Annotated in this window: 21 protein-coding genes; 6 read left to right on the top strand and 15 right to left on the bottom strand. The window is 60.6% G+C overall.

The window, feature by feature from the left end:
* Positions 1 to 110 precede the first annotated feature (110 nt).
* The 6 genes from AC2FPW_RS16725 to AC2FPW_RS16700 all read right to left on the bottom strand — a co-directional run bounded on the left by AC2FPW_RS16725 (position 111) and on the right by AC2FPW_RS16700 (position 5455).
* Positions 111 to 1514: an NAD(P)/FAD-dependent oxidoreductase gene (locus AC2FPW_RS16725; protein ID WP_496814619.1), complete on the bottom strand. Its 1404-nt coding sequence runs from the start codon at positions 1512 to 1514 to the stop codon at positions 111 to 113.
* Between the two features lie 37 nt (positions 1515 to 1551).
* Positions 1552 to 1938, bottom strand: a complete 387-nt coding sequence (locus AC2FPW_RS16720) for a nuclear transport factor 2 family protein (protein ID WP_209507924.1) — start codon at positions 1936 to 1938, stop codon at positions 1552 to 1554.
* Between the two features lie 26 nt (positions 1939 to 1964).
* A complete protein-coding gene (locus AC2FPW_RS16715; protein WP_209507926.1) occupies positions 1965 to 2459 on the bottom strand; it encodes a universal stress protein in 495 nt (164 codons plus the stop codon).
* A 17-nt stretch (positions 2460 to 2476) separates the two neighbouring features.
* A complete protein-coding gene (locus tag AC2FPW_RS16710) occupies positions 2477 to 3817 on the bottom strand; it encodes a TRAP transporter large permease (protein WP_267366013.1) in 1341 nt (446 codons plus the stop codon).
* A gap of 17 nt (positions 3818 to 3834) precedes the next feature.
* The gene (locus AC2FPW_RS16705; RefSeq protein WP_480477503.1) at positions 3835 to 4371 is read right to left on the bottom strand and encodes a TRAP transporter small permease; all 537 of its coding nucleotides are present in this window, start codon (positions 4369 to 4371) and stop codon (positions 3835 to 3837) included.
* Positions 4372 to 4438: 67 nt separating this feature from the next.
* Complete coding sequence (locus tag AC2FPW_RS16700) at positions 4439 to 5455, bottom strand: TRAP transporter substrate-binding protein (RefSeq protein ID WP_496814618.1); 1017 nt, start codon at positions 5453 to 5455, stop codon at positions 4439 to 4441.
* Positions 5456 to 5612: 157 nt separating this feature from the next.
* On the opposite strand from AC2FPW_RS16700, the gene AC2FPW_RS16695 reads away from it, so the two are divergent.
* From AC2FPW_RS16695 to AC2FPW_RS16680, 4 genes are all read left to right on the top strand, one after another.
* Positions 5613 to 6539: a LysR family transcriptional regulator gene (locus AC2FPW_RS16695; RefSeq protein ID WP_267366015.1), complete on the top strand. Its 927-nt coding sequence runs from the start codon at positions 5613 to 5615 to the stop codon at positions 6537 to 6539.
* Between the two features lie 285 nt (positions 6540 to 6824).
* Positions 6825 to 8864 (top strand): oxidoreductase, encoded by a 2040-nt coding sequence (locus tag AC2FPW_RS16690; protein ID WP_496814616.1) that lies wholly within the window; start codon positions 6825 to 6827, stop codon positions 8862 to 8864.
* Between the two features lie 58 nt (positions 8865 to 8922).
* Positions 8923 to 10941, top strand: coding sequence for a CocE/NonD family hydrolase (locus AC2FPW_RS16685; protein ID WP_496814615.1), 2019 nt, complete (start codon positions 8923 to 8925; stop codon positions 10939 to 10941).
* Between the two features lie 170 nt (positions 10942 to 11111).
* Entirely contained in the window at positions 11112 to 12254 is a 1143-nt protein-coding gene (locus tag AC2FPW_RS16680) for an amidohydrolase (RefSeq protein ID WP_496814614.1), read from the top strand.
* 88 nt (positions 12255 to 12342) lie between these two features.
* Here the strand turns inward: AC2FPW_RS16680 and ubiV are convergent, their stop codons facing one another.
* From ubiV to ubiT, 3 genes are read right to left on the bottom strand one after another with little or no spacing between them, the layout of a single operon-like run.
* Positions 12343 to 13263: a ubiquinone anaerobic biosynthesis protein UbiV gene (ubiV, locus tag AC2FPW_RS16675; RefSeq protein WP_496814612.1), complete on the bottom strand. Its 921-nt coding sequence runs from the start codon at positions 13261 to 13263 to the stop codon at positions 12343 to 12345.
* Positions 13264 to 13267: 4 nt separating this feature from the next.
* Complete coding sequence (ubiU, locus tag AC2FPW_RS16670) at positions 13268 to 14245, bottom strand: ubiquinone anaerobic biosynthesis protein UbiU (protein WP_496814622.1); 978 nt, start codon at positions 14243 to 14245, stop codon at positions 13268 to 13270.
* Positions 14245 to 14787, bottom strand: a complete 543-nt coding sequence (gene ubiT / locus AC2FPW_RS16665; RefSeq protein ID WP_496814611.1) for a ubiquinone anaerobic biosynthesis accessory factor UbiT — start codon at positions 14785 to 14787, stop codon at positions 14245 to 14247. Before ubiT ends, ubiU begins: the two co-directional genes overlap by 1 nt.
* A gap of 136 nt (positions 14788 to 14923) precedes the next feature.
* Here ubiT and AC2FPW_RS16660 point away from each other — a divergent pair, with 136 nt between their 5' ends.
* Both AC2FPW_RS16660 and AC2FPW_RS16655 read left to right on the top strand, forming a co-directional pair.
* A complete protein-coding gene (locus tag AC2FPW_RS16660) occupies positions 14924 to 16432 on the top strand; it encodes a UbiD family decarboxylase (RefSeq protein WP_496814620.1) in 1509 nt (502 codons plus the stop codon).
* Entirely contained in the window at positions 16429 to 17010 is a 582-nt protein-coding gene (locus AC2FPW_RS16655) for a UbiX family flavin prenyltransferase (RefSeq protein ID WP_496814610.1), read from the top strand. The genes AC2FPW_RS16660 and AC2FPW_RS16655 overlap by 4 nt, the downstream gene beginning before the upstream one ends.
* 117 nt (positions 17011 to 17127) lie before the next feature.
* Here AC2FPW_RS16655 and AC2FPW_RS16650 read toward each other — a convergent pair whose 3' ends face one another.
* The 6 genes from AC2FPW_RS16650 to AC2FPW_RS16625 form a co-directional block, all read right to left on the bottom strand.
* Positions 17128 to 19545, bottom strand: coding sequence for a GcvT family protein (locus tag AC2FPW_RS16650; RefSeq protein ID WP_496814609.1), 2418 nt, complete (start codon positions 19543 to 19545; stop codon positions 17128 to 17130).
* A gap of 28 nt (positions 19546 to 19573) precedes the next feature.
* Positions 19574 to 20824, bottom strand: coding sequence for an aminotransferase class V-fold PLP-dependent enzyme (locus AC2FPW_RS16645; protein ID WP_496814607.1), 1251 nt, complete (start codon positions 20822 to 20824; stop codon positions 19574 to 19576).
* A 310-nt stretch (positions 20825 to 21134) separates the two neighbouring features.
* Complete coding sequence (locus AC2FPW_RS16640; RefSeq protein WP_480898909.1) at positions 21135 to 21875, bottom strand: maleate cis-trans isomerase family protein; 741 nt, start codon at positions 21873 to 21875, stop codon at positions 21135 to 21137.
* Positions 21872 to 22939 carry a pyridoxal phosphate-dependent aminotransferase gene (locus AC2FPW_RS16635; RefSeq protein WP_496814605.1) on the bottom strand — a complete coding sequence of 356 codons (1068 nt, stop codon included), beginning with the start codon at positions 22937 to 22939 and terminating at the stop codon, positions 21872 to 21874. Before AC2FPW_RS16635 ends, AC2FPW_RS16640 begins: the two co-directional genes overlap by 4 nt.
* Positions 22936 to 24588 carry a hydantoinase B/oxoprolinase family protein gene (locus tag AC2FPW_RS16630; RefSeq protein ID WP_496814603.1) on the bottom strand — a complete coding sequence of 551 codons (1653 nt, stop codon included), beginning with the start codon at positions 24586 to 24588 and terminating at the stop codon, positions 22936 to 22938. The genes AC2FPW_RS16635 and AC2FPW_RS16630 overlap by 4 nt, the downstream gene beginning before the upstream one ends.
* Complete coding sequence (locus AC2FPW_RS16625; RefSeq protein ID WP_496814601.1) at positions 24588 to 26681, bottom strand: hydantoinase/oxoprolinase family protein; 2094 nt, start codon at positions 26679 to 26681, stop codon at positions 24588 to 24590. The genes AC2FPW_RS16630 and AC2FPW_RS16625 overlap by 1 nt, the downstream gene beginning before the upstream one ends.
* Positions 26682 to 26709 lie beyond the last annotated feature (28 nt).

Genomic DNA, 26709 nt, shown 5'->3' with positions numbered 1-26709 from the left:
CCAAACGCATGTTCAATACCATGCATCTGCAAAACCTTAACAAAGGCCTCTTCCGTCGTCATCTTCATAGGGGTGTTTCCTTATCTTCAGAACGCCAAAGCGTTGGTAAATTAGAGTATTTCGTCTCTGAGGTAATAGCCGACATAGGCTATGCGCTGGCCGAGGCGGCGGAAGGGTGTCAGGATGCCATGGCTGGGCAGCGGGGACGTGAAGATCGGCAGGGCAAAGGCCTTGTCTTTCTTGCCCGCGATCAGCTGTGCCATACGACGCCCGGCCTGAGCCGAGTACATAACGCCGTTGCCACCGTATCCCATCGCGTAGAACACGCGCTGTTGCGGGTCCGGTTGAAAGATACGCGGCATCATGTCGTGGCTGACATCGACCCAGCCCCACCATGAGTAATCGAGGTTGATATCCGTCAGCGCCGGGAACTTTCGGGCGAGGCCCTTCTTCAGAAGCTCCAGGTGTTTTTCGTTCTCGGCGTCTCGTCCTGTTACCGCGCTGCGGCTGCCGATCTGCATCCGGTTGTCGGGCAACAAACGATAGTAGTGGCGCAGGGTGCGGGTGTCCGTCAGGGGTGATTTGGTCTGAATGCCACACTCATCCAGCTCGGCCTGGGTCAGCCGCCGTGTCACCATCGAGTTCGACAAGATAGGCATCAGGCGGTGCTTTGTGCGCGTGTTCAGACCCGGCGGGGTATAGCCCGCGGTTGCCAGGGCCACCGTTTTGGCGCGGACGATGCCGCCCGGTGTGCGCAGGTGATGCACGCCGTTTTTCGTCTGCCATCCCATGACCGGACTGCCGGTGTGAATTTTCACCCCCAGACGGCGCGCCATGTTGACGTAGCCGAACGCCAGTTTACCCGCATGGATGCAGGTCCCGTCAGGTTCCCACATGGCACCTGCGGCCTCCATATCGCGCACGTGCTTTTCGTGAAGTTCTTCCCGGGAGAGGATGCGCGAACCATAGCCGAACACGTCGTTGAGCAGCTTGCTCTCTTTCTTGAGGGACGGCATGACCTTGTCGCGATGCGCGATGTAGTAGTGGCCACCCGGTTGGGGGTCGCAATCGATATCGTCGGACGCAATCAGATCGTTGAACAGCTGAAACGCTTCTGTGACCTCGGCATGCATGCGCTTGGCCACGTCCGTTCCCCACCGTTCGATCCATTGCGACCGCTTGAGCCGCCCGGATGAGATCTGGGCCTGCCCGCCGTTGCGGGTGGAGCAGCCCCAGGAGACGGTATTTGCTTCTAAAACAACGGCTTGAATGCCATGTTCCTTGGCAAGATGGATGGCGGTGGACAGGCCGGTATACCCCGATCCGATCACCACCACATCTGCATCCATATCGCTGGACACAGGTCCATCATCGGCCGGAGGTGTTCCGGCCGTTCCAATCCAATATGTGGGCGCGTGGTCGCGATTGTGACCCGGACCCGCATCAATGATCGGGTCATATTTGGGGTCATAGCTGGCCTTGGGCCAGTGACGCGGGATGCTGTTATCCACCATTCTTGTTTTTCTCCGAGGCTGCGCGCAGGGCGGCGGATCAGGCTTTGAACATTGGGCGCGTTTTGCGAAGCGCCTGTTTTACAACGATTTTACCGTCACGAACCGTGAACAGATCCGCACCTTCAGCTTCGATCCGCATACCGTTTGCATCGGTTCCCGAGAAGGTCCACTCGGACACCGCACGATCACCGTGGACAAAATGGCTGTGATGATCCCAATGGGCGTCTTTCATGCCTGCCCAGACGCCCGAAAACGCAGCGGCGATGGCTTCGGCACCTTCAACCTTGTTGCCGTATTTTTCGTCACCGGCCACGGTGTAGAACACGCAGTCGTCGGCGAAGTGGGTCATCACCCCGTCGATGTCGTGGCGGTTAAACGCGTCAAACGTATCCGCCAGGTCCTGCGCGGTCAGGGTTTTGTTCATTTTGTACTTCCTTGTCAGTGGGGTTGTTACATTTCGTCCGGGTTCGGAACGATCAGTGTCGGGATCCTCGAGCGCCGCAAAACGCGTTTTGCGACCGTGCCCAGAAAGGTGTGCGAAAAGCCGTGATCATGCGCGCCCAGCACGATCAGATCACAGCCCAGTTCGACCGAGCGGCGCAGGATCACTTCGGCCGGATGGCCATCTGTCACCTCGACCGAGGTAACCTGATCGCGAATTTTCCCGTCGTCGCCGTCGAACTGCGCCCAGAACTTGGCTTGCCGTTCGGCCAGAACCTTGCGCACCATCTCGTGACGACGCTCAATCGCGGTCTTGCGGGTCTCTTCGTTCATGATGAATATTTCCATCGTGATCTTGGCATCCTCCGACAGGGGTTCATTCACATGCAGCACGTGAATCTCCGCCCCGGTGGCCTGCGCGATGCTGGCGGCATGGCGCATGGCGTGACCCGAGTTTTCGGACAGGTCGGTGGCAAACAGGATGTTGGTGACCATCTGTTTCATGTCGTCATCCTTTCAGATCAGTAGCCAAACAGCCGTGGGAGCCACAGCGACAGTTCAGGGAAGAAGGCGATAACGAAGATCGCCACCGTGTTGGCCGCCGCAAAAGGCAGCGCGCGCAGCGAGATCTGTTCGATCGAGATGTTCGAGATACCGGATGCGATGAACAGGTTCTCACCCAGCGGCGGGGTCTGGAACCCGATGCCCAGCGTACAGACCATCACCACGCCAAAATGGATCGGGTCAATACCCACCGAATAGGCCACCGGCAGCATCACCGGAACAAGGATCAGGATGGTGGCCAGTGTTTCCATGAACATGCCGACGAACAGCAGGAAGAAGATGATCAGCGCCCAGATCACATAGAGGTTGTCGGTAAAGCTGAGCATCCCTTCTGCGATGATTGCCGGGATCTGGTTTTCCACCAGTAGACGACCAAACACCGTTGCTGTGAACAGGATCAACAGAACGCGGCCGGTCAGCCATGTGGTGGCTTCAAGCGACTGGAACAGCGACTGCCAGGTCAGTTCGCGATAGATGACAACACCCACGAACAGGGTGTAGAAGATCGCGACGATCGCAGCCTCGGTCGGGGTGAAAAAGCCGGTATAGATACCGCCCAGGATCACCAGCGGAGCCATCAGCGACCAGAACCCGCGATACATCTCGCACCCGACATTGCGGATCGACCAGCCCTCGGCGACGCCTTTGTAGCCGCGCTTTTTCGACATGAAATAGTTCAGGATCAGCAGGCTTGTGGCGATCAGGAAGGCGGGTACGAACCCGGCAATGAACAGTTTCGAGATCGAAACCGACTGGAAGGTGCCGAATTTCTCGACCGCTTCAGGCGGCGGGGCCATACCGAGCGCGGCAATGCCGAAGATCACCATCGGGATGGAGGGAGGAATGATAATCCCGAGGCCGCCAGAGGACGCAGTGATCGCCGAGGCATAGCCGCGCTCATAGCCGCGGTCGATCATTGCGGGGATCATCAGCATCCCAACAGCCGCGGTTGTTGCCGGGCCCGAGCCCGAAATGGCACCAAAGAACAGACAGGCCATGACCGTTGCGGCCGAAATACCACCGGTAAAAGGGCCGGCCAGACTTTCGGCAACGTTGATCAGGCGTTTTGAGATACCGGCAGCCTCCATCAGGGCCCCGGCAAGGATAAAGGCTGGCAGCGCCATCAGCGGGAACGAGCCCACGGATGTAAAGGCGATCTGCACGAATTTGATCGGGTTGTCGCCCAGATAGAGAAACGAGATCAGCGACGCGACACCCAGCGCCACCGTGATCGGCGCGCCAATGAGCAGCAAGAACAGAAATGATCCAAACAGGACCGTGACGATTTCGGATTCCATGGTTACCCCTCCCGGTCTCAGTGGTCTTTGGCCGCTTCGGCAGCGGCCTTGATCTCGTCCAGATCGATCTGGTCGGGATCGTGAATGTCCTCGCCTTTGACAAGGCGGCGGTAATTCACCTGAATGATGCGGAAGGTCATCAGCGCAAATGCGATGGGCAGCACCATGTAGATATACTTCATCTCGATGCCCAGTGTCTGGGATTTCCAGAACTTGTTCATCTTGTTGAAAACAAAGTCTGTCGCCAGATAGAGGAAGTAGACATTGAAGAAGAGCCAGAAGAGATCGGCAAAGGCTTCGACATATTTGATCGACCCGTCAGGCAGGAATTTGAACTGGAACGTCACGCGGTTATGCGCCCCTTTCAGGGCGGCGTAACTTGCACCGAAATAGACGAACCATACGAACATGTAGACCGAGAGTTCTTCGATCCAGCTGACCGAAAAGCCGAAGACTTCGCGCGCGATGATCTGCACGAATAAAAGGCAGACAAAGCCGGATAAGAGTATCCGGCAGATGACACTTTCTATGTTGTCCAGAAATTTCCAGAACATGTGGTTTCACTCCTCCCTGAGATGAGAAGAGCGCCGTGGCGCTCTTCCCGGTATCGCTCTGCGGCGATTATTGCTGCACCGGCTCGCGGCCGATGGCTTCAAGCACCGTGTTCAATTTATCGACGCCACCGATGGAGTCGTAGAACTGGGGCCATACGGCACCGGTCGCCAGTTCGATGAACTCGGCTTCGTCGTTTTCGGGATCGATGATCTCCATGCCTTTGGCGGTCAGCTCTTCCTTGATGGCGGCCTCGGAATCCCGCAGGAACTGTGCGGATGCCAGGGTGGCTTCCTGTCCTGCTTCAAGGAGGATTGCCTGATCTTCTGCGGACAGGTCCTGGAAGACCGCTTCTGAAACGATCAGCGGTTCAATCGAGAAGATGTAGCGCAGGTTGGTGACGTGGTCCTGAACCTCGTAGAACTTCATCGCGTTGATGGTCAGGTAAGGGTTGTCCTGCCCGTCGACCACCTTGGTTTGCAGACCGGTGAAGGTTTCCGACCAGGCCATCGGCGTCGGGTTGATGCCCCATGCCTTGTAGGTTTCGATCATGATCTCGTTCTTAGGAACGCGGATGACCAGATCCTGAAGGTCAGCAACCGATTTGACCGGCTTTTTCGAGTTGGTCAGGCGGCGGAAACCGGTATAGGTCCAGCCGATGATGCGCACGCCGGCATCACGGATGGTGTTTTCGACCAGTTCCTGACCGATTGGGCCCTGGGTCAGCTTTTCGGCATCTTCCAGGCTGAGGATCACGTAAGGCAGCGTGAAAACACCGACCGAAGGCGAGAAGGGCGTGATGTTGTTGATCGCCAGCAGCGACATATCCAGCGTTCCGATCGCCGCCTCGTTCACGGTGTCCTGTTCGGACCCCAGCTGACCGTTCAGAAACAGCGTTGCGGTATGTGCACCGCCCGACTTCTCTTCCAGCGCCTTGACGAAGGCGATGCCCAGAGCTTCCTGTGCGCTTCCTGCGCTATCGCCCACCGCGATCTTGAAGTTCTTCGCATCAGCCGTGCCCGCAACCATCAGTGCAGCAACGGAAACGGCGGCGCTGATGGTGCCAAGCTTTTTGATAAATGACATGGATGTCCTCCCATTTGTCGTGTTTCGAGGTGCGCGATGGCCTGGGGAGAAGGTGGCCAGTCCGATTCTGCCTCGGCCACAAGAGGCTATCTTGCCAACATGGTTTCGTCGTTGTTAATATTTGCGTGAAAGGTTTCACAAATGTCGAACTTTTAATATGAGACAAAACCCACTGGCCACCCGCATCGGGGACACGGACATCCGCCTTCTTCGGGTTTTCAAAACCGTTGCGGAAAGCGGAGGGTTTTCAGCGGCGGAAAATGAGCTCAACATCGGGAAATCAACAATCTCGAAACACATATCGGATCTGGAGCTGCGGCTGGACTTGAAGCTGTGCAACCGTGGCCCGGCGGGTTTTTCCCTGACTGAAGACGGCGAAAAAGTGCTGGCCGCGACAGAAGACCTGCTGATTTCGGTTTCTCAGTTCAGAACCGAAGTCAACGAGATCAAGCAGCAACTGGCAGGAAGTATCCGCGTGGCGCTGTTCGACCAATGCACCACAAACCCCGAAGCGCGCCTTGCCCGCGCCATTCACAGGTTCAACGAAGCCGCCCCTGCCATCCAGATCGAGTTGTCAATCGAACCGCCCAACGTCATTGAGACCATGGTTATCAGCGGGCAGCTGGATGTCGGGATCATCGCCCTGCACCGCCCCTCGGCAAGCCTGCATTATGCGCCACTTTATGGGGAAAACATGTTTCTGTATTGCGGGCAGGACAATCCGTTGTTCAGCCAGTCCGCTGACACGCTGAGTTTGCGGGACATTCAGGCGTACAACTATGCGGGTCTGAACGTGAACTCGCCCAACCTGATCTATGGCCAGCAACTGGGGTTTCGGCGCGCTGCCAAAGTGCAGAACGAACAGGCCCTTGCAATTCTTATTCTGTCAGGCAGCTATCTGGGCTTTCTTCCGGACCATCTGGCGCAGGAATTTGTCGAACAGGGGCTAATGAGGCAGGTGATGCCGCAGGAAATCAAATACAGAACGCGCTTTGCGGCGGTGACACGGAAACATCCGGATCCGACACGTGCGGCCAAGCTGTTTCTGGAAACCCTGCTGAGCGTCCATTCCGAGACGCCTTGAACCCGGCCTCGCCGCCTGTTTGCGCGTGGCACCCCGCAAGAGGATTTGTTCACCGTCGGCATGCGCCACCGGGTGCGCGCGGCCGCGCTTGTCGTGTCCACTAGGGCGATTGGCATGAGGAAAATGGGTCCAAAACGTCTGATTGAAAACAAATTTGACTTGGCAATTCCAGTTTGATTTCAATCGGCAAAGACCCTCACCTTTTGCCCCCAGACAACCGGAGAGCCGCATGTCATCCGACCCTGTTGCCGCCTTGCGCACCCAAACCGATCACGAGGCGCTATCATGAGCCGCGATGCCTTGCTGCAACCTTATCAGCTAAAGCACCTGACGCTGAAAAACCGGATCATGACGACCAGTCACGAACCCGCCTATCCCGAAGATGGGATGCCGACGGAACGCTATCGTGCCTATCACGAGGAGCGCGCCAAAGCGGGGGTTGCGATGACCATGACGGCGGGGTCGGCCGTTGTCAGCCGCGACAGCCCGCCTGCGTTCAACAATATCCTGGCTTACAAGGACGAGGTGGTCCGCTGGATGGCGGAGCTGACGGATGTCTGCCATGCCCATGGCTGTGCGGTGATGATCCAGCTGACCCATCTGGGGCGGCGCACGGGCTGGAACAAGGGTGACTGGCTGCCATCCCTGTCGCCGTCGCACGACCGGGAACCGGCGCACCGGGCCTTTGCCAAGAAGATGGAAGATTTCGACATCGCGCGGATTGTGACCGATTACGCCGATGCTGCCGAACGGATGCAGGCCGCCGGGCTGGATGGAATTGAATTGCAGGCCTATGGCCATCTGATCGATCAGTTCTGGTCGCCGATGACCAATCGGATGGATGCGCCTTTTGGGGGCAATTTGGACAACCGGTTGCGCTTTGGCTTCATGGTTCTGGATGCAATCCGCGACCGCGTCGGGCGCGATTTCATCATAGGGGTCCGTTATACCGCCGATGAGGTGGAAAAGGGCGGCATCACCGAAGCGGAAGGGTTGGAGATTGCCCGAAGGCTGCGCGACAGTGGTCAGGTCGATTTCCTGAACATCATTCGCGGGCGTATTCATACCGACCCGGCCATGACGGATGTGATCCCGGTTCAGGGAATGAAAAGCGCACCCCATCTGGATTTTGCCGGGCGGGTGCGGGCCGAGGTAGGGATGCCGACCTTTCACGCCGCGCGCATTCCCGATGTGGCAACGGCGCGGCATGCGGTGGCCTCGGGCCTGCTGGACATGGTCGGCATGACCCGCGCGCATATGGCCGATCCGATGATCGTTGCCAAAATCCGGGCAGGACGGGAAGAGGATATCCGGCCTTGCGTCGGTGCCACCTACTGCCTTGACCGCATTTATCAGGCGGGTGAGGCGCTGTGCATCCACAACCCGGCCACCGGGCGCGAGTTGTCGATGCCGCATGTGATCCCCGCCGCAGAAACGCGCCGCCGCGCGGTGATTGTGGGCGCAGGCCCCGGCGGGCTTGAGGCCGCGCGGGTTGCGGCCGAGCGCGGGCATGACGTCACGGTTCTTGAGGCCGCCCCCGAACCCGGCGGTCAGGTCCGGCTGACCGCGCAATCCCGACGCCGGTCCGAGATGATCGGGATCATCGACTGGCGCATGGCCCAATGCGCGGCGCGCGACGTGACATTTTGGTTCAACACCTTTGCGGACGCCGATGCTGTAACCGCGCTTGCGCCGGACATGGTGGTAATCGCAACCGGCGGGTTGCCCGAGGTGACGGTTCTGGAAACGGGTAACGATCTGGCGGTTACTGCCTGGGATATCCTGACCGGTGATGTGCGCCCCGGCGACAATGTCCTTATCTATGACGATGCGGGGGATCACCCGGCCCTGATGGCGGCTGAGGCTATCGCACAAGCGGGCGGGCGGGTAGAAATCATGACCCGCGACCGCAGTTTTGCCCCCGAAATCATGGGAATGAACCTGGTGCCCTACATGCGGGCCCTGCAAAAGACCGGAGCCGTGTTCACAGTCGCGCGGAAGCTGAAATCTTTGATGCGGTCAGGCAATCAGCTGGAGGCCGCCATTGGAACGGATTACTCGGACCTGACAGAAAAGCGCCTGTATGATCAGGTGGTTGTCAATCAGGGTGTTTTGCCGCTGGATGATCTGTACTTCGACCTGAAACCGCTGTCGCGCAACCTGGGCGCCGTGGATTATGAAGCGCTGGTTGGCGGGTCCGGCCCCGTGTTTCCGCAATCTGTCCCAGAGGCCGGGTTTGATCTGTACCGGATCGGCGATGCCGTTTCATCACGTAACACGCATGCTGCCATTTATGATGCGCTGCGCTTGGGGCTTCGGTGGTGAAATCATCGAAGCACACCACAAGCAGCCTTTCACCTGACAGTCAGTCAAAGGACCGGACATGAGCAACACAGAGGTCATCGAAACCGTTTGGATTCCCATGCCGGACGGCGCAAAACTTGCGGCACGGCTTTGGCTGCCCGGCTCGGCGCGAACAACGCCTGTTCCCTGTGTTCTGGAATACATCCCCTATCGCCGTCGGGATCGCACCCGGATGCGGGATGAAAGCATGCATCCGCATTTCGCCGCAGCAGGCTATGCGTCGATCCGGGTGGATATCCGCGGTTATGGTGACAGCGACGGGATCCCCGAAGACGAGTATTCGCATCAGGAGATTCAGGACGGGCACGACATCATCCAGTGGATTGCAGATCAGGACTGGTGCGACGGAAATGTCGGAATGTTCGGCAAAAGCTGGGGGGCGTATAACGCCTTTCAGGTGGCCGCGACCCGCCCACCAGCGCTGAAGGCGATTGCGCCGGTGATGGGAACGGATGACCGCTGGCGCGAGGATATTCACTTTTACGGCGGCTGTCTGGCCAATGACAATTTCTGGTGGGGCTCGATCATGCAGCTGTACAATGCCATGCCGCCCGACCCCGAGATTGTGGGCGCGGATCGCTGGATCGACATGTGGCGCGCACGGTTGGAGGGGGTCGAATTCTGGCCCGCCAAGTGGCTGGAACATCAGACCCATGACGACATGTGGCGGCGCGGCTCGATCTGCGAAAACTATGCGGATGTCGATGTGCCGGTGTATTTCTTTGGCGGATGGATGGACCTGTATCGCGACACGCCGTTCCGCATCGCGGAACACCTGAGCGGGCCGGTCAAGATCCTGATGGGCCCCTGGGCGCATCTGTATCCGCAAGAAGGGGTGCCGGGGCCCCGGGTCGATTTCGTCGGCGAGGTAATCCGGTTCTGGGACCATTGGCTGAAAGGGATCGACACCGGCCTGATGAACGAGCCGCCCTTGCGGTTTTTCCTGCAAGACAGTGCCGCCCCGTCCGGGACACATGTGCACCGCGAGGGGCGGTGGATCGAAGAGCCGAGCTGGCCGTCGCCAAATGTCAAGGACCAGCCCTTGTGGCTGAATGACGGAACCCTGGACGCCTCCGCCGGGTCGGGCGGGGAGATGTCGGTCTGTTCGCCACAGAATTTCGGGGCCGCAGCGGGCGACATGTGTTCCTTTGCAATACCCGGAGATATGGCAGCAGATTGCCGGATCGAGGCCGCAGGGGCGCTGCAATTCAAAGCAAAGCCCTTGGAAAAGCCCATAGATATTCTGGGCCAGCCCTCGGTTGACCTGACAGTTTCTGCCGATCGGGCGCAGGGCATTGTTGCGGCCCTGCTGGTGGATGAGGCCCCGGACGGCGCGCAGACATTGATTGCACGCGGGTTCTGCAACCTGACGCACCGGATCAGCGACACTGAACCGACGCCGATTACACCCGGCGAAGACATGCACGTGACTGTCCCGCTTTATGGAACCGGTTATCGGGTATTGGCGGGTCATCGCATCGTTCTGCAAATCGCGTCTGCCTATTGGCCGGTCCTGTGGCCAGCGCCGGAACCTGTGACGCTGACGATCCGACCCGGCACGTCGCGGCTGATCCTGCCCGTGCGAAACCAGCGAGATGACGCGCCAGCCCCACGCCCGCTGCCCGAACCTCAGGGTTCCGACGTCGCCCCGCGGAAGACGAACGTTCGCTCTGGGTCGATGGAGCGTTCGGTCCACACCGATCTGACCAATGGCGCGGTGACACACAGGTATTTCCTTGACGGGGGTGTCTTTGGGCCGGTGGGCGATATTCGCCTTGACGATATCGGCACGGTGCTGAGCGATATGTCGGAACGACGCTACACCATCCAGCCGGGTGATCCGTTGTCGGCAGTGGCCACAATGGAGCAAACCGCCGGATTCGACCGCGAGGGTTGGTCAGCCAAGATCTGGACCTGTTCCGAACAAAGGGCGACAGCGACCGAATTTCACCTGACCGCGCGCCTAAAGGCGTGGTCGGGTGACGATCTGATCTTTGAGGACGAACAGTCTTATGTCATCCCCCGCAACGGGATGTAGGCGCAGAATGGTTTACAGACTTGCCCGTCTTGAGGTGTGTGGGTTCACAGGATCGAAACTGTTCAGGGCGCTCATCCGGGGACAACTTGCATCAATCGGAACCGATCTTTGAGCGAGATTGCAAAATCCTGTAGCAAGGGCGCAAGAAAGCAGGATGAAGGAGTGTTGCCATGACGAGTTTTTCCGAAAACCTGCGCGCCCTGCGGCATGAGTTTCACCGTAACCCCGAGCTTGGCTTTCAGGAGGACTGGACCAAGGCCCGGATCGCCGATCACTTGAGAAGCCTTGGCATCGAGGTGCATGAAGGTGTCGGCGTTGTTGGTGTTCTGCGCGCGGGCCATGGCAACCGGTCCATCGGTCTGCGCGCGGATTTCGACGCGCTGCCCATTACCGAAGCCAACAGCTTTGCCTACAAGTCTCGGAACCCGGGCGTGATGCATGCCTGCGGCCATGACGGCCATACGACGATGCTGCTGGGCGCGGCCGAGCTTTTGGCCAGGGATCAGGGCTTTGACGGCACCGTTGTCTTCCTGTTCCAGCCCAACGAGGAGCACGGGCTGGGCGCGCGGGCGATGATTGACGAAGGCGTCCTGCGGGATTTTCCGATTGACGAAGTCTATGGCGCGCACAATCTGCCGGGCGAACCCGTTGGACGGGTTTCAACCCGCGCCGGTGTCATTTGTTGCAGCGAAAGCCTGTTCGAGATCACCATCACCGGTCAGGGCGGCCATGCCTCGATGCCCCATGTCGGGTGCGAGACAATCACGCCCGCAGCAGAGCTTGTTCTGGCCTTGCAAACCATCGTTTCGCGAAAGCTTGCCCCATTGTCTGGCGCGGTCGTTTCCGTGACCGAGTTCATCACCGATGGGCAGCGCAACGTCCTGCCGGGTCGAACAGTGTTGAAAGGGGACGCACGGGCGATGTCCCCCGATGACCGCGCGCGGATTGAACACCATATGCGGCAGATCGCGGCGGGCGTGGCGGAAAGCCACGGTGTCGCGGTGACGGTGGAATTCCGGACCGAATTCATCGAGGCAATCAACGATACCGACGCCGCAACCCATGTGGTTTCAGCAGCAAAAACGCTGGGTCTGGAGGTTGACGGCGACCGGACCGCCATGTCGTTTTCCGAGGATTTCGCGGAATTTGCGGCTGCGGTTCCGGGGTGTTTTCTGCTGATCGGCAATGGAACCGAGGGGTCGAATGGCCGCCCCCTGCACGCGGACGATTATGATTTCAACGATGCGCTGCTGCCATTGGGGGCAAACCTGTGGGCCGAACTGGTGCGGCAACGTCTGCCAGTGACCACCTGACTGCGCAGGACGATCCGTGGATGTTTCGGATCGCTTCCTCTGGTCGCCTCAAACATTCGCCCACGGATGCCGGACTTTTCCAGAATGATCAGCGTGCCGCTTCGGTGGACACGCGTGCCGAACCCGACCATTCAGCACCGGATGCGCCGGTCAGGAACCCATCGCTTAGCCTAATACCGGGATCGCCCGCGCGCAGGGCATGTTCCAGATCGCCCCGGTCAAGTTGACCATCCAGCCGCTGACGGTAGAGCGCGCAAAGCCTTGGGAACCCCTGAGATTGCGGTGACAGGCGCAGGGCCGAGACGCCCGCGCTTTGCAGCAACTCGATCTGATGATCCGTGCAGGCATAGCTGTCTGACAGGGTCTGCACGCCGTTCATGGCCATGAACGGCTGTCCATCCCCGGTCAGCACATCCAGCCCGTCTGGATCGTTTTCGCAGGCAAACTGGCAGTTGTCTTTGCTGCGCCCATGCAGGCGCGCGTGGTAACACCGGCCGGAGATGGCCAGCGGCAGGCGACCGTGGCCCCAAACCTCGACCGCGACACCCAAACTGGTGGCGGCCTGTGCCAGAACCCTGACCGAGGCGATTGGCAGTTCCGGCGGCAGGCATATGCGACGCGCGCCACGTGACGCCAGCCATGCCAATGTGCCTTCGTTATAGACATTGATCAGCGGTCCGACATCGAAATCGGTGTTTTCGGGCAGATGCGCCAGCGCGGTCAGATCGTTGATCTCGACCGTGACCCCCAGATCCGCCAGATCGGCGGTCAGCTTGCGTTCACGCCTGAGCGTCACCAGTGCAAGACTGGTCAGCGCAACCTGTTTGCCAGCCCCAACCAGACGGGCAATCGCATCGGGGATCCGATCCTGATAGAACGGCAGACGCTTGGAGCAAACCAGCTCACCCAGCACGATGCGGTCGACGGGGGTTTGGGCCAGATCCTCATAAAAGGATGTCCAGTTTTCGGCAGGCCAGAAAAACTGGTTGGGGCCAACGGTCAGTTCCATCGCGCTATCTCCAGGTTTTTTTGTAGGCGCCGGTTGTCATGGCCTGGCCTTCGGACAAACGGGCCAGCATCCCCTCGGGCAGAGGGCGTCCGGCCTCAAGCGCGTCGACAGCGGCGCGGAAATTCCGAACCACCTGCGCGACGTAGGATTTCGAACGCTGGCGCCCTTCGATCTTCAGCGCGGTAACACCGGCCTTCTGCAATTGCGGGATCAGCCGTTCCGCGTTCAGGCTGACGGGGTCTTCGAACAGGTGGCCCGTCTTTTCACCTGCGGAAAAGCACCCTTTGCACAATGTCGGATAGGGTGCAGGCTGGTTTCGTTCGACCCGGTGGATCAGGTAGCCACCAAGACGGGTGTTCAACGCGCCCTTGTCGTTCTGGTATTCAACATGGCTGGCGGGCGAACAGACGCCATTCATGTTCGGAGACAGCCCGGTGGCATAAGAGGACAGCGAACAGCGACCTTCGGCCATCACACAGAGCCCGCCGAACACAAAAACCTCGGTCTCGACTTCTGTTTCGGCGTTGATGACGGCGATTTCGGGAACCGACAGCACGCGCGGCAGGACCACGCGTTTGACGCCGAAGGTTTCGGCATAGAAGTTGATCACATCGGCATTGGCGGCCGCGGCCTGCACGGACAGGTGCCTGCGCAGCCGCGGATGGTTGCACGCGGCATAATCCAGCAGCCCGATATCGGCGAGGATCACGGCATCCGCGCCGCAAATTTCCGCATCGGCCACGGCGCGGTGCCAGATTGCTTCGCTGCCCGCGCGGGGAAACGTGTTGATCGCAACCAGTACCCTGGCCCCGTGGTCATGGGCAAAGGCAACGCCCGCGCGCATTTCGGCCCGGTCAAAGTTCAGACCGGGAAAGTTGCGCGCATTGGTTTCATCATTGAAGCCGCAATAGACCGTATGCGCCCCGGCCTTGACGGCTGCGCGCAAGGCGGCGGGCGTTCCTGCCGGGCAGACGATTTCCATTACCATAGTACAGCGTCTTCCGGTCGGGTCAGGTACAGGCCGGTTCGACGTTCCACCAACGCGATGAGCTGCTTGAGCGGGCGCGCAAGCGGGCCGGAGAGGGCTGCGGCCTCGTGCGCGAGGTCCAGTTCCGCGTCGTCGATTGCATTGCGCAGGGCCAGCGCCGCAGCCGTATCGCCCTCGATCACCAGATCACGTGAGAAGAACAGCGCATCGCCGTCAAACGCACCGTGAACCAGCCCAAGAAGGGCCGCCAGAGGGCCGGAAATACGCGCAACCCCTGTCCCGCCGCGCCGGGTCAGTGTCACCTTTGGGGCACCGCCATTCGGATCAAGCAGCAGGACAACAGGCAAATCCGTCGGATCAAGAACGAAAACTGATCTTCCGTATGGGCCAAGCCGTTGAAACATTTCCGGGTTTTTCTTTGCCAACTGGCGCGTGAAGACCGTCAGCGACAGTGACAAGGGGGCAAGCGGCGCTATCCGAAGCATCGCCGCCAAAGCCGCCGGGCAGCGCGGTATCGTGTTCTCAGGAACGGGCAACGAGACCTCCTGCTGTCTCAACATTGTGACCTTGGATGCCTTCCTAGGACGATCGCGATAGGGGTGACTTGACGGTTGTCAATTCGACCCCTCGCTTTCGTTGCTAGAGGGTGGACACCACCGTCGGAGCAACCCCATTCGCACCCTGCCGCAATATCCCAGCCTTCGGCATTTTCTGAAATGGTGCGAGGACACCGGACAGTTCAGGCGCATCCCTGATCCGGTTTCCGTACGCCACCAGATGACCGCTGTTCACCGCGCCGTGCTTGAGGCGGGTGGGCCGGTTCTGCAATTTGACCACCCGACAGACGTGTCCACTGATCGGTTCGATACCCCCGTCGTCGTCAACCTGTTCGGCACTTCGGAACGCGTCGCCGCCGGGCTGGGCGTTTCTTCCGATGGGCTGGATGATCTGGGCACGTTTCTGGCCGCGCTTCGGGCCCCGACGCCGCCGGGCGGGGTGCGGGATGCGCTGTCCCGGTGGCCGATGCTGAAGGCCGCATTATCCACACGACCGAAGCAAGTCAAAACCGCCGTTGTTCAGCAGGTTTGCCACAGCGGAACCGATGTTGATCTTTCTGCGCTGCCGATCCAGACACATTGGCCCCGGGACGCGGGGCCTCTGATCACCTGGCCCGTGGTCATCACCCGGCCCCGTGGCAGCGAACCCGACGCGGCACAGACCTACAATGCCGGTGTCTATCGCGTTCAGGTGCTGGACCGAAAGCGTCTGATTATGCGCTGGTTGCCACATCGCGGCGGGGCTGCCCATCACCGCAGTTGGGCGCAGCACGGCGAAAAGACGCCGGTCGCAATTGTTCTGGGTGCAAACCCCGCGACCTTGTTGTCGGCGGCTCTGCCCCTGCCCGAAATGGTGTCTGAGCTGACATTTGCCGGGGCCCTGAACCAGAACCGGCCACGTTTGGTTCCGGCCAAATCCGTCCCTCTGCTTGTACCGGCAGATGCCGAGATCGTTCTGGAAGGCTGGGTGTCGCCAAGCGAGACAGCACCCGAAGGGCCGTTCGGGGATCATACCGGGTACTACAATCCCGCCGAGCCGTTTCCGGTGATGCATGTCACGGCCGTGACCCATCGCGAGGCACCGCTGTATCTGTCGACCTTTACCGGACGCCCGCCTGACGAACCCGCCATCATTGGCGAAGTGTTCAATCGCCTTGCCTTGCCGACCATTCGCGCTCAGATCCCCGAAATACACGATCTTTGGCTGCCGCCCGCCGCCTGTTCCTATCGTATGGCAATCGTTGCCATCGACAAACGATATCCGGGGCAGGCCCGGCGCGTGATGATGGCCCTGTGGGGAATGCTGCCGCAATTCAGCTATACGAAAATGATCATCGCGGTCGATGCCGATATCGACCCCCGCAACTGGGAGGATATTGCCTGGGCGCTTGCCACACGCATGGACCCGGGCCGGGATGTGATGGTGCTGGACAGGACACCTATGGATTATCTGGATTTTGCATCGCCCGAACCCGGTCTGGCCGGAAAAGTCGGCATCGACGCCACGACGAAACTGGGCAGTGAAACGCAGCGGGAATGGGGGACGGTGATGCACACTGCGGATGGAGATCACGCCTTTGCGGAAGACCTTGTAAACCGATTGATACCGGAGCTGAAAGCATGACAAACGCCCGTGTTGTTTTGGGGGTATCCGGTGCGTCGGGCGCGGCGTTGGGCCTTGCCGTGGCCCGGTGTCTGGCGTCATCGGATATCGAGACCGATCTTGTGGTCAGCGCAGCCGGGATGCGGACCCTTGCGCAGGAATGCGGCCCGGACGCTTTGCCAAACCTGCGGCAACTGGTGACGCGGCATCACCCGAACGCCGATATCGGTGCCAGCATTGCGTCCGGGTCGGTTCCGGTATCCGGCATGATCGTTGCGCCCTGTTCCATGCGAACGCTTGCCGCGATTGCGCATGGGCTGGACGATAACCTGCTGACGCGCGCCGCCAGTGTTCAGCTCAAGGAACGCAGGCCGTTGGTTTTACTGACACGCGAAGCACCGCTGACGCTGGCCCATTTGCGCAACATGACGGCGGCGGCAGAAATGGGGGCCATCATCCTGCCCCCGGTTCCTGCGTTTTATCTGAAGCCCGACACCCTGATGGATATCGTGTCCCAGATCGCTGCACGCGCGGTGGACTGCCTGCGCATTTGTGACCCGGTGGCGCAAGAGTGGCGCCCGCAATGCGCTGGTGGGTGAGTTCGGGCGCCTCCGGCGGGAGTATTTGGAAAAAGATGAAGTCGCCTGAAGGGCCGAGACGAGACATCTTTTGGAGCGTCTTATTGGCCTTGCCTGCCTGTAGACGGGTTATGAGCGTCAGCACCGCAGTCTGGCGCCTGTAGGGTCAAACGGTGCCTCGGCCAGTACGCGCGCCTTGTGCGGTTTGCCGATGACCTGAATGACCACCTCATCGCCCGGCAGCGCGGTGTTTGGGTTGCGGAACCCCAGCGCCAGCGATTTCCCGACTGAATACCCGTACGCCCCCGATGTGACACGGCCGACAGGCACACCATCAGGTGTAAAGATCGGCTCACTGCCGGTGGCGTCGGCATCCTCGGTCACGTCCAGTTCAAAGATGGACAGGACCTCGCGCGGAGCTTTGTCCTTGATGGACAGATAGGCATCTTTGTGCAGGAAATCCTTGTCCAGCTTGATCAGACCCGTCAGCCCGACCTCTTGCGGCCAGTATTCCTGAGAGTATTCCCGCCCCCAGGATCCATAACCCTTTTCGATGCGAAGCGACCCAAGCGCCCGTCCACCCACGGGGCCGCCACCGCAATCTTTAGCGGCTTGGAGCAATGCAGAGTAAAGCGCGACCTGATCGGTTTCGGCGCAGTGCAGTTCCCAACCCAGATCGCCGGTAAAGCTGACCCGGATGGCCACGCAATCAACACCTGCGACGGTGATCTTTCGCGACCGCATGAAGCGGAACGCCTCGTTCGACAGATCGGCATTGGTCAGGCGCGCCAGCGCCTCGCGAGATTTCGGGCCGGCGATGTTGAACCCGGCAATGCGGTCCGTTGCGACTTCAAGAGTTGTGCCCTGAGGCATTTCCACCATTTGAAAGAAGCGCTGATGATAGCGTTCAGCCATGCCGGAGCCGATCATCATGTATTCGTCTTCCGCCAGCTTGGTGATGGTGAAATCACCCGCCACGCCACCGCGTACCGAGATCAGCGGCGTCAGGCAGCTGCGCCCAATTTCGGTCGGCACGCGATTGGCCACCAGTCGGTCCAGCCAGTCATGGGCACCGGGCCCCTTGATCACGTAATTGGCGAAATTCGAGATATCGATCACGCCCACGCTGTCGCGCAACATCTGAACCTCTCGGCCCACGGGCTTCCACCAGTTCTGGCGGGTAAAGCCGGTGGTCTCTTCCACCTCGGGCTCATCGGCGAACCAGAGCGGATGTTCCCAGCCGCAATTAAGGCCAAAGACGCAGCCCATCTGCTTCTGCATCTCATAGGCGGGGCGCACACGGGCCGGACGGCCTGCGCTGCGTTCCTCGTTGGGGAAATGGATCTTGAAGCGGTGGGTGTAGGCATCCTGAACACGGGCCTTAGTGAATGCCTTGTCGGCCCAGTCGCCAAACCGGGCCAGATCCCAGGCGAACATGTCATATTGCGGCTCGCCCTCGATCATCCATTGCGCCGCCAGCAAGCCCAAGCCCCCGGATTGCGAGAAACCGGGGATCAGGCCGCCGCAGAGGAAATAGTTCTTCAGCTCGGGCACCGGCCCCCACAGCATGTTGGCGTCGGGCGACCAGATCATCGGCCCGTTGATCACGCGTTTCACCCCGGCAGTGGCCGCGACCGGCACGCGTTCGGTGGCGCGGATCACGTTTTCCATGATCCGGTCCAGATCGTCGGGGAACAGATCATGGGCAAAATCCAGCGGCGTGCCGTCTTCGGCCCAGAATTTCATGTCTTTCTCATAAGCTCCGATCAGAAGGCCGTTGCCCTCCTGCCGGAAGTAATACTCGCCGTCGCGGTCGGCGATCGAGGGCAGACGGCGCCCCAGGCTGGCGACCTCGTCGATGCTTTCGGTCACGAAATACTGATGCTCGGTCGGTTGCAGCGGCAGGGTCAGACCCGCCAGCGCCGCCACCTCGCGCCCCCAGAGACCGGCGGCGTTGACAACCCACTGGGTGTGAATGTCGCCTTTGGGCGTGCGCACGATCCAGCTGCCGTCGGGTTGTTGTTCGGTTCCCGTCACCGGGCAGAACCGTTCGATGGCGGCCCCCATGGCGCGGGCCCCGGCGGCATAGGCGTGCGGCACGCCCGACGGGTCGACATTGCCGCCATCGGGTTCATACATGATGCAGCGGATGTCATCGAACTGCGCCAGCGGGTGCAGTTCCTTGGCTTCTTCACGGCTGACTTCGTAGAAGTTCAGACCATAAAACCGGGCTTTCGCCTCTTGCAGGCGCAGCTGGTGCTCACGCTCTTCGGTCTGGGCCAGATAGAGCGAGCCGGGCTGGAATACGCCGCAGCTTTGGCCGGTTTCCTGTTCCAGCTGTTTATACAGATTCATCGTATAGTGCTGGATGCGGGTGATGTTGTTGTTGTCGTGCAGCCCGTGGATATTCGCCGCTGCGTGCCAGGTCGAGCCGGAAGTCAACTCGTTCCGTTCCAGTAGGACAACGTCGGTCCAGCCAAGCTTGGCCAGATGGTACAGGATCGAACAGCCGGCAAGGCCCCCTCCGATCACGACAGCTTGTGCATGGGTTTTCATGAGTGCTTGTCCCTTGGTCCACCGCAGCTCAGGCGGCGATTTCTTTCATGACAGCCAGAAATCTGGCGACTTCTCCGATCGAGTTGTAGTGGCACATCGAGACCCGGACGCAGGCGTCATAACCCAGCGGCGTCAATATGTTGCCAGAGTAGTGGTCGGCCTTGCGCAAATGGGTGCGAATACCCTCATCGTTCAGCCGTTTGACGACATCCGCCGAGGCCACGCCCTGCACGCGCAGCGACACCAGCCCTTCGCGTGCGGGGTTGTCGGCACCGCCCAGAATGGTGACCTTCTCCATCTCGGCCAGACCGCTCAGGTTGCCGGTGCCGTGGATCATCGCGTCGGTCAGTGCCTTTTCCTGCGCGTGGATGGCTTCGCCCGCTGCCAGAAATCTGGCACGCCGGTCGGTGGCGTCGCTGACCTGACTGCCAAGCCATTCGAAGTAAGACACAACGTCGGACATGGTCGCATAGGCCCCGGTATCGCGCGTGCCCATTTCCCAGTTATCTGTCGGACCGTCCAAAAGGGCATTGTGTTCAAGCCGCGTCAGCCGGTCGGAAATCCACGCAACGCCGTAGCCATGGCGTGAAAACACCTTGTAGGGCGAGATCACGTAGCCGTCGACGTCATACGCGCTGAGATCGATCCGGCCATGGGCGGCGTGCTGGATGCCATCGACAATGATGAAACAGTCTGGCGCCACGGCGCGGATCGCCTGCGAAACAGCGGCCACATCGACGCCCATGCCCGTCACCGGTGAGGTGTGCAGGATTGTCGCCACTTTGGTGTCGGGGGTGACGGCCGCAGCATAGGCGTCGGCTGTCACGGTGCCGGTGTCGTCATTGTGGGGCACCAGCACATGGGTCTGCCCGGCAATACGGGCCCAGCGATCACAGGCCGAGCGTGTGGCGGGGTGTTCCAGTGTCGACCCCAGCACAATCCCCGGACCGGTTCCCAGACAGGCGTTCATGATCAGCCGGAACAGAAGTTCGGTGCCGCTTTCACCGACAAAGAACTGACCACCGGGTGCATTCATGAAATCCCGCATATCGGCCTTGGCCGCGTTGATCGTGGCAACCAGCGCATGAGACCCCGGATTGTCGCGCCCCTGATTGTCAGGGATTGCGGCGTGACGTGCCGAGCTGTCCAGCACGGATTTCAGTGTCAAAGCCCCGCCGGCGTTTTCGAAAAATATCCGCTCGCCCTGTTCGGGGCAGTGATCGATCTGGGCAAAACGGTCGCGGATCTGGTTCAGCAGATTTTCCGAAATTTGGCTCATGAAAAGCGGCACCTTTGTATTTTGTGAACGTATGATGTTTCAGACAAGCCTAAGATGGTTTCCCCGCGGGGCAGGCCAAATTTCCCGTGACTGTGCGGCTGGTTCAACATGTGCTTCAATCCCGAGCGGCCCTTATTCCGACTATGGCGTAGAGGGCGCGGTATCTTGTTCTTTTGCGACGTAAATACAGTCACGTCTGCGACACGGCGCGTTGGGTGGGCTGGAATACCCGCCCCATATGCCGGTGCGCACCCGCCTTTGATGCGGGCAGCCGACCGGGGCGGTTTCCATGCTTTTGCCTGACCCACGGCTATAGCAGATCAAACAACCGCCCCGGAACAGTCCCGTGCCTTGGCAGGTCAAGCGCCCGCATCAGGGCAAACATCATGGCCTGATTGGACGTCACAACAGGTTTATCAAGGGCCGCTTCGATCCGGTCGATGGCCTCGACCGCGCGCATGTCGGTGCAGCTGAGTATAACGGCCTCGGCCTTTGGGTGGTCGGCCTGCATGGCAAGGTCGAAAACCTCGTCCGGGGTCAGTTCGCCCTGCCCGTAATTGCCCAGCTCGCGGCCGATATCGGCACATTTCACCGTTGTGATCCGGTTCTGCGTCAGAAAATCCATGGCCTGCGTGTTGATCTCGCCCAGATAGGGCGAAGAAAAACCGACCCGGGACAGGTCGAGCGCATGGATCGCAGCAACAAGCGCCCCAGCGGCGGTAATACACACGGCCCCCGACGCGGCCCTGATGTCCTGTGCCAGCTGGTGGTCAAAGGACGGGCCATGGGTCAGCGTGGCCGAAGTACAGCCATAGAGCACCACATCGGGCCGAACGCCCGAGATCATCTTGAGGTCATGGCTGATATCCGAGGCCCCCAGACCCGCCATCTGATCCGATCCGGGGATCTCATCCACGTCATAGCCACCCATTCGCTGAAAATGCACCGTCGTGTCCGGGCAGCGCATCAGCATCATGTCAGCTTCGAGATTGGTGTTGGTAAAGGGCACAAGCACCCCGATTTTGGCCCGTGTCCGGGTTTCAAAGGTCATGACGTCACCTCTTTCAGAACAGTCAGGCAGCGCTCCATCACTGCCGTGTCGCAGATCGTGGCGCGCAGGCAATCCGCGAGGCCATAGCCGCCCATTCCGCGCATGAGCAAACCCGCTTTGCGCAACGCGGCATCCGCTTTTTGCGCCGTCGCGGCATCGGCAAAGCGGATCAGGACAAAATTGGTGTGGCTGCGCGGAACAGATAATCCCAGCGCCCGGCACCCATCGGCAAAGCCATCCCGGATGGCGGCGGTTCTGGCAACCGTGTCGCGCATGTGGGGCTGATCCTGCATCGCTGCCGTTGCCATGGCCTGAGAGAGGGTCGATACGTTGTTGGGGTTGAGCAGCTTTCGCAGCTCAATCGCGACCTCTGACGGGAAAAGACCCCATCCCACGCGCGCGCCCGCCAGACCGTAAGCCTTTGAGAAGGTGCGTATGACCACGGTATCCCCACGTGCAACGAGGGCAAAGATTTCAGCCGGGTCGTGATCGCGATCGGCGAATTCGGCATAGGCCTGATCGACCACCAGCAGCACGTTCCCGGGCAGGGTGTTGCGCAGGCGGATGATCTCGGCATTCGGGATCAGGGTGCCGGTCGGGTTGCCGGGGTTGCAGACAAAGACGATCCGGGTTTCAGGCGTGACAGCGGCCAGAATGTCATCGACCGAGACGGTCAGATCAACCTCGCGCGCTTTCACATAGTCTGCCCGCACCTGCGCCGTGGCTGAGGCCACATAGGCATAGCCGTAATCCGTGCCCAATACATGGTCGCCCGGCCCTGAATAGGCGCGGATCAGGCAGCCGATCAACTCCATCGATCCGGCACCGCACAGGATGTTGTCGGCTGGCACTGCATGCACCTGAGCGATGGCGGCGCGCAGGTCCGACCAGTCGGGATCGGGATAAAGCGGCATCCGGTGCAATGCCGCCTGCCCCGCCGCAATTGCGGCAGGGCTGACCGGGAAAGCGCTTTCATTCTGGGCCAGAGATACAGTGTCCGGCGCGCCCAGATCGGCCAGCGCATAGGCCGCCATGGCACGAATGTGATCAACTGCGCTGATCATGAGGCACCCCCATAGGCTTTGGCCCCTTCTTCTGTGACCAGCCCGCGCCTGAGGTCCAGCGCCAGCGCCTCGGGGTCGCGCGCGGCCGGGTCGCCAAAGCCGCCGCCGCCGGGGGTGTCGAAGATCAGGTAATCGCCGCTTTCCACGCGCAGCTCGCCCTTGCCCGGAATGTCTGCGCCGCCATCGCGGAACCGGATACGCCCCGGTGCGCCGGGCAGGCCGCCCATGCGGCCCAGAGCTGGGAATTTCAGACGTTCGACCGACAGGAAGACGAGGAAGGGGGCATCGTTGGCAGACGTCATCTCGATCCGCTGACCCAATCCGCCCCTGAACTGGCCCGCGCCGCCCGAGTCGGGCAACAATTCGCGTCGCCACATGATCACGGGTGCGACACTTTCGGTTATCTCGACCTGCGAGCCGAACACCCCCGAAGGGTAGGCTGTCGCGGACAGGCCATCCGCGTGGGGTCGCGCCCCGGTGCCGCCATTGTGAACGGGTTCGATGGCAAATTCGCGCCCGCCATTCGACGCCACTTCGGGAGCGTGGCGCATTGGCAGGTCGAACATGCACGAGGCCCCTTCGGCAGGCACCTGTTCGGGCAGCGCCTGATGCAGGCAGCCCAGAACCAGATCCGGTGTGACCTGCCCCAGCGTATGCCGCATGGCCACTGGCACCGGATGCTGGGCGTTCAGGATGCAACCCTTGGGGCCTTCCACCGTGAAAGGTTCCAACGAGCCTGCGTTGTTCGGGATATCCGGCCCGACGATGCAACGCAGGGCAAAGACCGTATAGGCGGTGGCATAGTTCAAAGGCACGTTGATGCACTTTTTCGAACACCCGGACGTGCCCGTGAAATCAACATGCATCCCGTCTTTGGTGACGGTGAGCGTCGCGTGCAGCTCCAGCTCGGCCTCATAGCCGTCCATGTGCAGCACGTTTTTGTAAACGCCTTCGGGCACCTCGGCGATGGCCTGCAACGCGCCTTTGCGCGAGGTGTCGATGATATAGGTGCCAAGCCTGTCCAGATCATCGATCCCGAACTCCTCCATCATCGCAACAAGGCGGTTCACCCCGGCCTCGCAACAGGCGATCAGGGCGTAGATGTCGCCCTCATTGGCCACAGGCTCGCGCGAGTTGGCGCGGATGATATCCATCAGCAGCGCATTGGGCGTTCCGGCCTCGACCAGTTTGCAAGGCGGGATCAGCAGGCCTTCGTCATAGATGTCCGAGCCTTCAGGTCCCATACCCAGACCGCCCAGATCCACCAGATGCGAGGTGCAGGAGGTAAAGCCCACCACCTTGCCGTCCTTGAACGCGGGCATCATCAACAGGAAGTCGTTCAGATGCCCCGAGGCCAGCCACGGGTCGTTTGTCATGTAGATGTCGCCGGGGCGCATGTCCTGCACCGCGAAACGGGCGCGCAGGTGCAGCACGGCCTCGGCCATGGTGTTGATATGGCCAGGTGTTCCGGTCACGGCCTGCGCCAGCATCCGGCCATTCACGTCGAATATCCCGGCGGAAATGTCACCGCATTCACGCACGATGGGCGAAAAAGCTGCGCGGATCAGGGTCTGGCCCTGTTCTTCGACCACAGCCAGCAGACGGTTCCACATCACTTGCAGGCGGGCGGGGGACAGATCAGCGGTCATCATGCGCCTCCTTTCTGGTCCTGTATCAGGACAAGGTTGCCGATTGCGTCCATCTGGGCCGAGAAATCGGCGGAAACGAGTGTGGTTGTTTGTGGTTCATGGATCAGCGCGGGGCCTGCCACATGGTCACCGGGGCGCATATCGGCGCGGGCGAGAAAGGCGGCCTGTTTTACCGTGCCATCCAGATCACAGGTGATGGGGCGCGTCTGCGTGACCTGAAATGCGGTTTTGCCCGGCGTTTCCGACACTGTGGGCACCGCTTTGTCCGGGGTGGCAACGCGAACGGCCCAGTTGAGGATCTCGATCTTCATCCCCGGCACGGGGCGTGAGAATTGTTTGCGGTATTCCTTTTCGAATGCGGCTGTCAGCGGGGCGATATCCCGGCGTGTGAGGGCGCGGTCCGGCAAGGTAATCTCGACCTCATGCCCTTGCCCGCTATAGCGCATAAAGGCGGTGCGCAGGGTTTCGGTGGGTGCATCCCCTGCCCCTTGGGCGACGACCTCTTTTGCTTCAGCAATCATCGTATCGAACAGGGCGTTCACCCCGTCCATGTCCATGCTGTCGAGCAGAGAATAGCGCGAGCGGACGATTTCGAAGGATACCGGGGCAAACAGGAACCCAACCGCCGAACCGACACCGGGATTGGGCGGGATCACGATACGCGACACCCCGGCGGACCGGGCGACGCGGGTGGCATGCAGCGGCCCGTTGCCACCAAAGGCAATCATGGTGCGCAGGCCAAGGTCCTTGCCGCTTTCGACCGCATGCATCCGCCCGGCGCTGGCCATGCTTTCGACAACGATGCGGCTGACCCCATCTGCCGCACCTGTTGCATCCAGCCCCAGTTTGTCCCCGATCACACGTCTCAGGGCGGCCTTTGCCCCATCGGGGTCAAGCTGGATATGCCCCTCGGCAAAGGTGTCGGGCACGATATAGCCCAGAGTGATGTCGCTGTCGGTCACGGTCGGATCGACGCCACCGCGCATGAAAGCGACCGGCCCGGGCTCCGAGCCTGCCGATTTTGGCCCGACCGTCAGACGCCCGAGACGGTCAATACCCGCGATCGAACCGCCGCCAGCACCGATTTCAATCATCTCGATCACCGGAATGCGCACCGGCATTCCCGACCCCTTGATGAACCGCGCTGCGCGGGCGATTTCGAATGAGCGCGATGTCTGGGGGCGCGCCTTGTCGATCAGGCAGAGCTTGGCAGTTGTGCCACCGACGTCAAAGGACAGGACTTGGTCCAACCCGGCACGCGCGGCGATACGGGCGGCCAGAATGGCCCCTCCGGCGGGGCCGGATTCCACCAGACGAATGGGGAAACGCGTGGCGGTGCCGATCGTGCACATACCGCCGCCTGCCGTCATCATCAGGATCGGACAGGTTACGCCCTCGGCCGTGAACCGATCTACGAACCGGGTCAGATAGTTTTCCATCAGCGGCTGAATATAGGCGTTGGCCACAGTGGTGCAGAGCCGGTCAAATTCACGCGCTTCGGGGCTGACATCGGACGAGATCGAGACGGTCAAACCGGGGCGGTGTCGCGCCAGAAGATCGCGCAAGCGCCGTTCGTGGGTCGGGTTGGAGTAAGAGTGCATCAGGCAGATGGCCACCGCCTCGGCCCCGCTGGCGTCAATCTCGGCCAGCAACCGGTCTACTTTCCCTTCATCCAGTTCAATCAGCACCTTGCCTTCTGCCGACATGCGTTCGCCTATGGTCAACGAGCGTTCGCGCGGCACCAGCATGTCCGGCTTTTCAAGGTTGATGTCGTATTGGGAATACCGACGCTCGTACCCGATATCGAGAATATCGCGGAACCCTTCGGTGCAGACCGTGGTCACGACCGCCCCGCGGCGCTCGATCAGCGCGTTGGTTGCCAGAGTTGTTCCGTGAATAAATCCGGTGACATCCTTCAGCGACCGGCCAGCCTGCGCCATGACGCGCCGCGCGCCTTCCAGTGCGCCTTCTGCCGGGTTCTGGTGGGTGGTCAGGGTTTTGGTAGAGGCTAGTATCGTCTCATCACCCGAGACGAGGACCGTGTCGGTAAAAGTGCCGCCAATATCGATGGCGAGGCGCAGAGCGGTTGTCATGAGGTATTCCGTTGTCGTCTGAAAGCAG

It is taken from the genome of Ruegeria sp. SATB027 (assembly GCF_059613825.1).
The sequence above is the reverse complement of the archived record's forward strand: the minus strand, read 5'-3'. Positions and strand labels throughout refer to the sequence as shown.

Excerpts from the sequence above, each read along its gene's own strand:
- AC2FPW_RS16725 (WP_496814619.1), bottom strand. The coding sequence starts at position 1,514 with ATGGTGGATAACAGCATCCCGCGTCACTGGCCCAAGGCCAGCTATGAC.
- AC2FPW_RS16720 (WP_209507924.1), bottom strand. The coding sequence starts at position 1,938 with ATGAACAAAACCCTGACCGCGCAGGACCTGGCGGATACGTTTGACGCG.
- AC2FPW_RS16715 (WP_209507926.1), bottom strand. The coding sequence starts at position 2,459 with ATGAAACAGATGGTCACCAACATCCTGTTTGCCACCGACCTGTCCGAA.
- AC2FPW_RS16710 (WP_267366013.1), bottom strand. The coding sequence starts at position 3,817 with ATGGAATCCGAAATCGTCACGGTCCTGTTTGGATCATTTCTGTTCTTG.
- AC2FPW_RS16705 (WP_480477503.1), bottom strand. The coding sequence starts at position 4,371 with ATGTTCTGGAAATTTCTGGACAACATAGAAAGTGTCATCTGCCGGATA.
- AC2FPW_RS16700 (WP_496814618.1), bottom strand. The coding sequence starts at position 5,455 with ATGTCATTTATCAAAAAGCTTGGCACCATCAGCGCCGCCGTTTCCGTT.
- AC2FPW_RS16695 (WP_267366015.1), top strand. The coding sequence starts at position 5,613 with ATGAGACAAAACCCACTGGCCACCCGCATCGGGGACACGGACATCCGC.
- AC2FPW_RS16690 (WP_496814616.1), top strand. The coding sequence starts at position 6,825 with ATGAGCCGCGATGCCTTGCTGCAACCTTATCAGCTAAAGCACCTGACG.
- AC2FPW_RS16685 (WP_496814615.1), top strand. The coding sequence starts at position 8,923 with ATGAGCAACACAGAGGTCATCGAAACCGTTTGGATTCCCATGCCGGAC.
- AC2FPW_RS16680 (WP_496814614.1), top strand. The coding sequence starts at position 11,112 with ATGACGAGTTTTTCCGAAAACCTGCGCGCCCTGCGGCATGAGTTTCAC.
- ubiV (WP_496814612.1), bottom strand. The coding sequence starts at position 13,263 with ATGGAACTGACCGTTGGCCCCAACCAGTTTTTCTGGCCTGCCGAAAAC.
- ubiU (WP_496814622.1), bottom strand. The coding sequence starts at position 14,245 with ATGGAAATCGTCTGCCCGGCAGGAACGCCCGCCGCCTTGCGCGCAGCC.
- AC2FPW_RS16655 (WP_496814610.1), top strand. The coding sequence starts at position 16,429 with ATGACAAACGCCCGTGTTGTTTTGGGGGTATCCGGTGCGTCGGGCGCG.
- AC2FPW_RS16650 (WP_496814609.1), bottom strand. The coding sequence starts at position 19,545 with ATGAAAACCCATGCACAAGCTGTCGTGATCGGAGGGGGCCTTGCCGGC.
- AC2FPW_RS16645 (WP_496814607.1), bottom strand. The coding sequence starts at position 20,824 with ATGAGCCAAATTTCGGAAAATCTGCTGAACCAGATCCGCGACCGTTTT.
- AC2FPW_RS16640 (WP_480898909.1), bottom strand. The coding sequence starts at position 21,875 with ATGACCTTTGAAACCCGGACACGGGCCAAAATCGGGGTGCTTGTGCCC.
- AC2FPW_RS16635 (WP_496814605.1), bottom strand. The coding sequence starts at position 22,939 with ATGATCAGCGCAGTTGATCACATTCGTGCCATGGCGGCCTATGCGCTG.
- AC2FPW_RS16630 (WP_496814603.1), bottom strand. The coding sequence starts at position 24,588 with ATGACCGCTGATCTGTCCCCCGCCCGCCTGCAAGTGATGTGGAACCGT.
- AC2FPW_RS16625 (WP_496814601.1), bottom strand. The coding sequence starts at position 26,681 with ATGACAACCGCTCTGCGCCTCGCCATCGATATTGGCGGCACTTTTACC.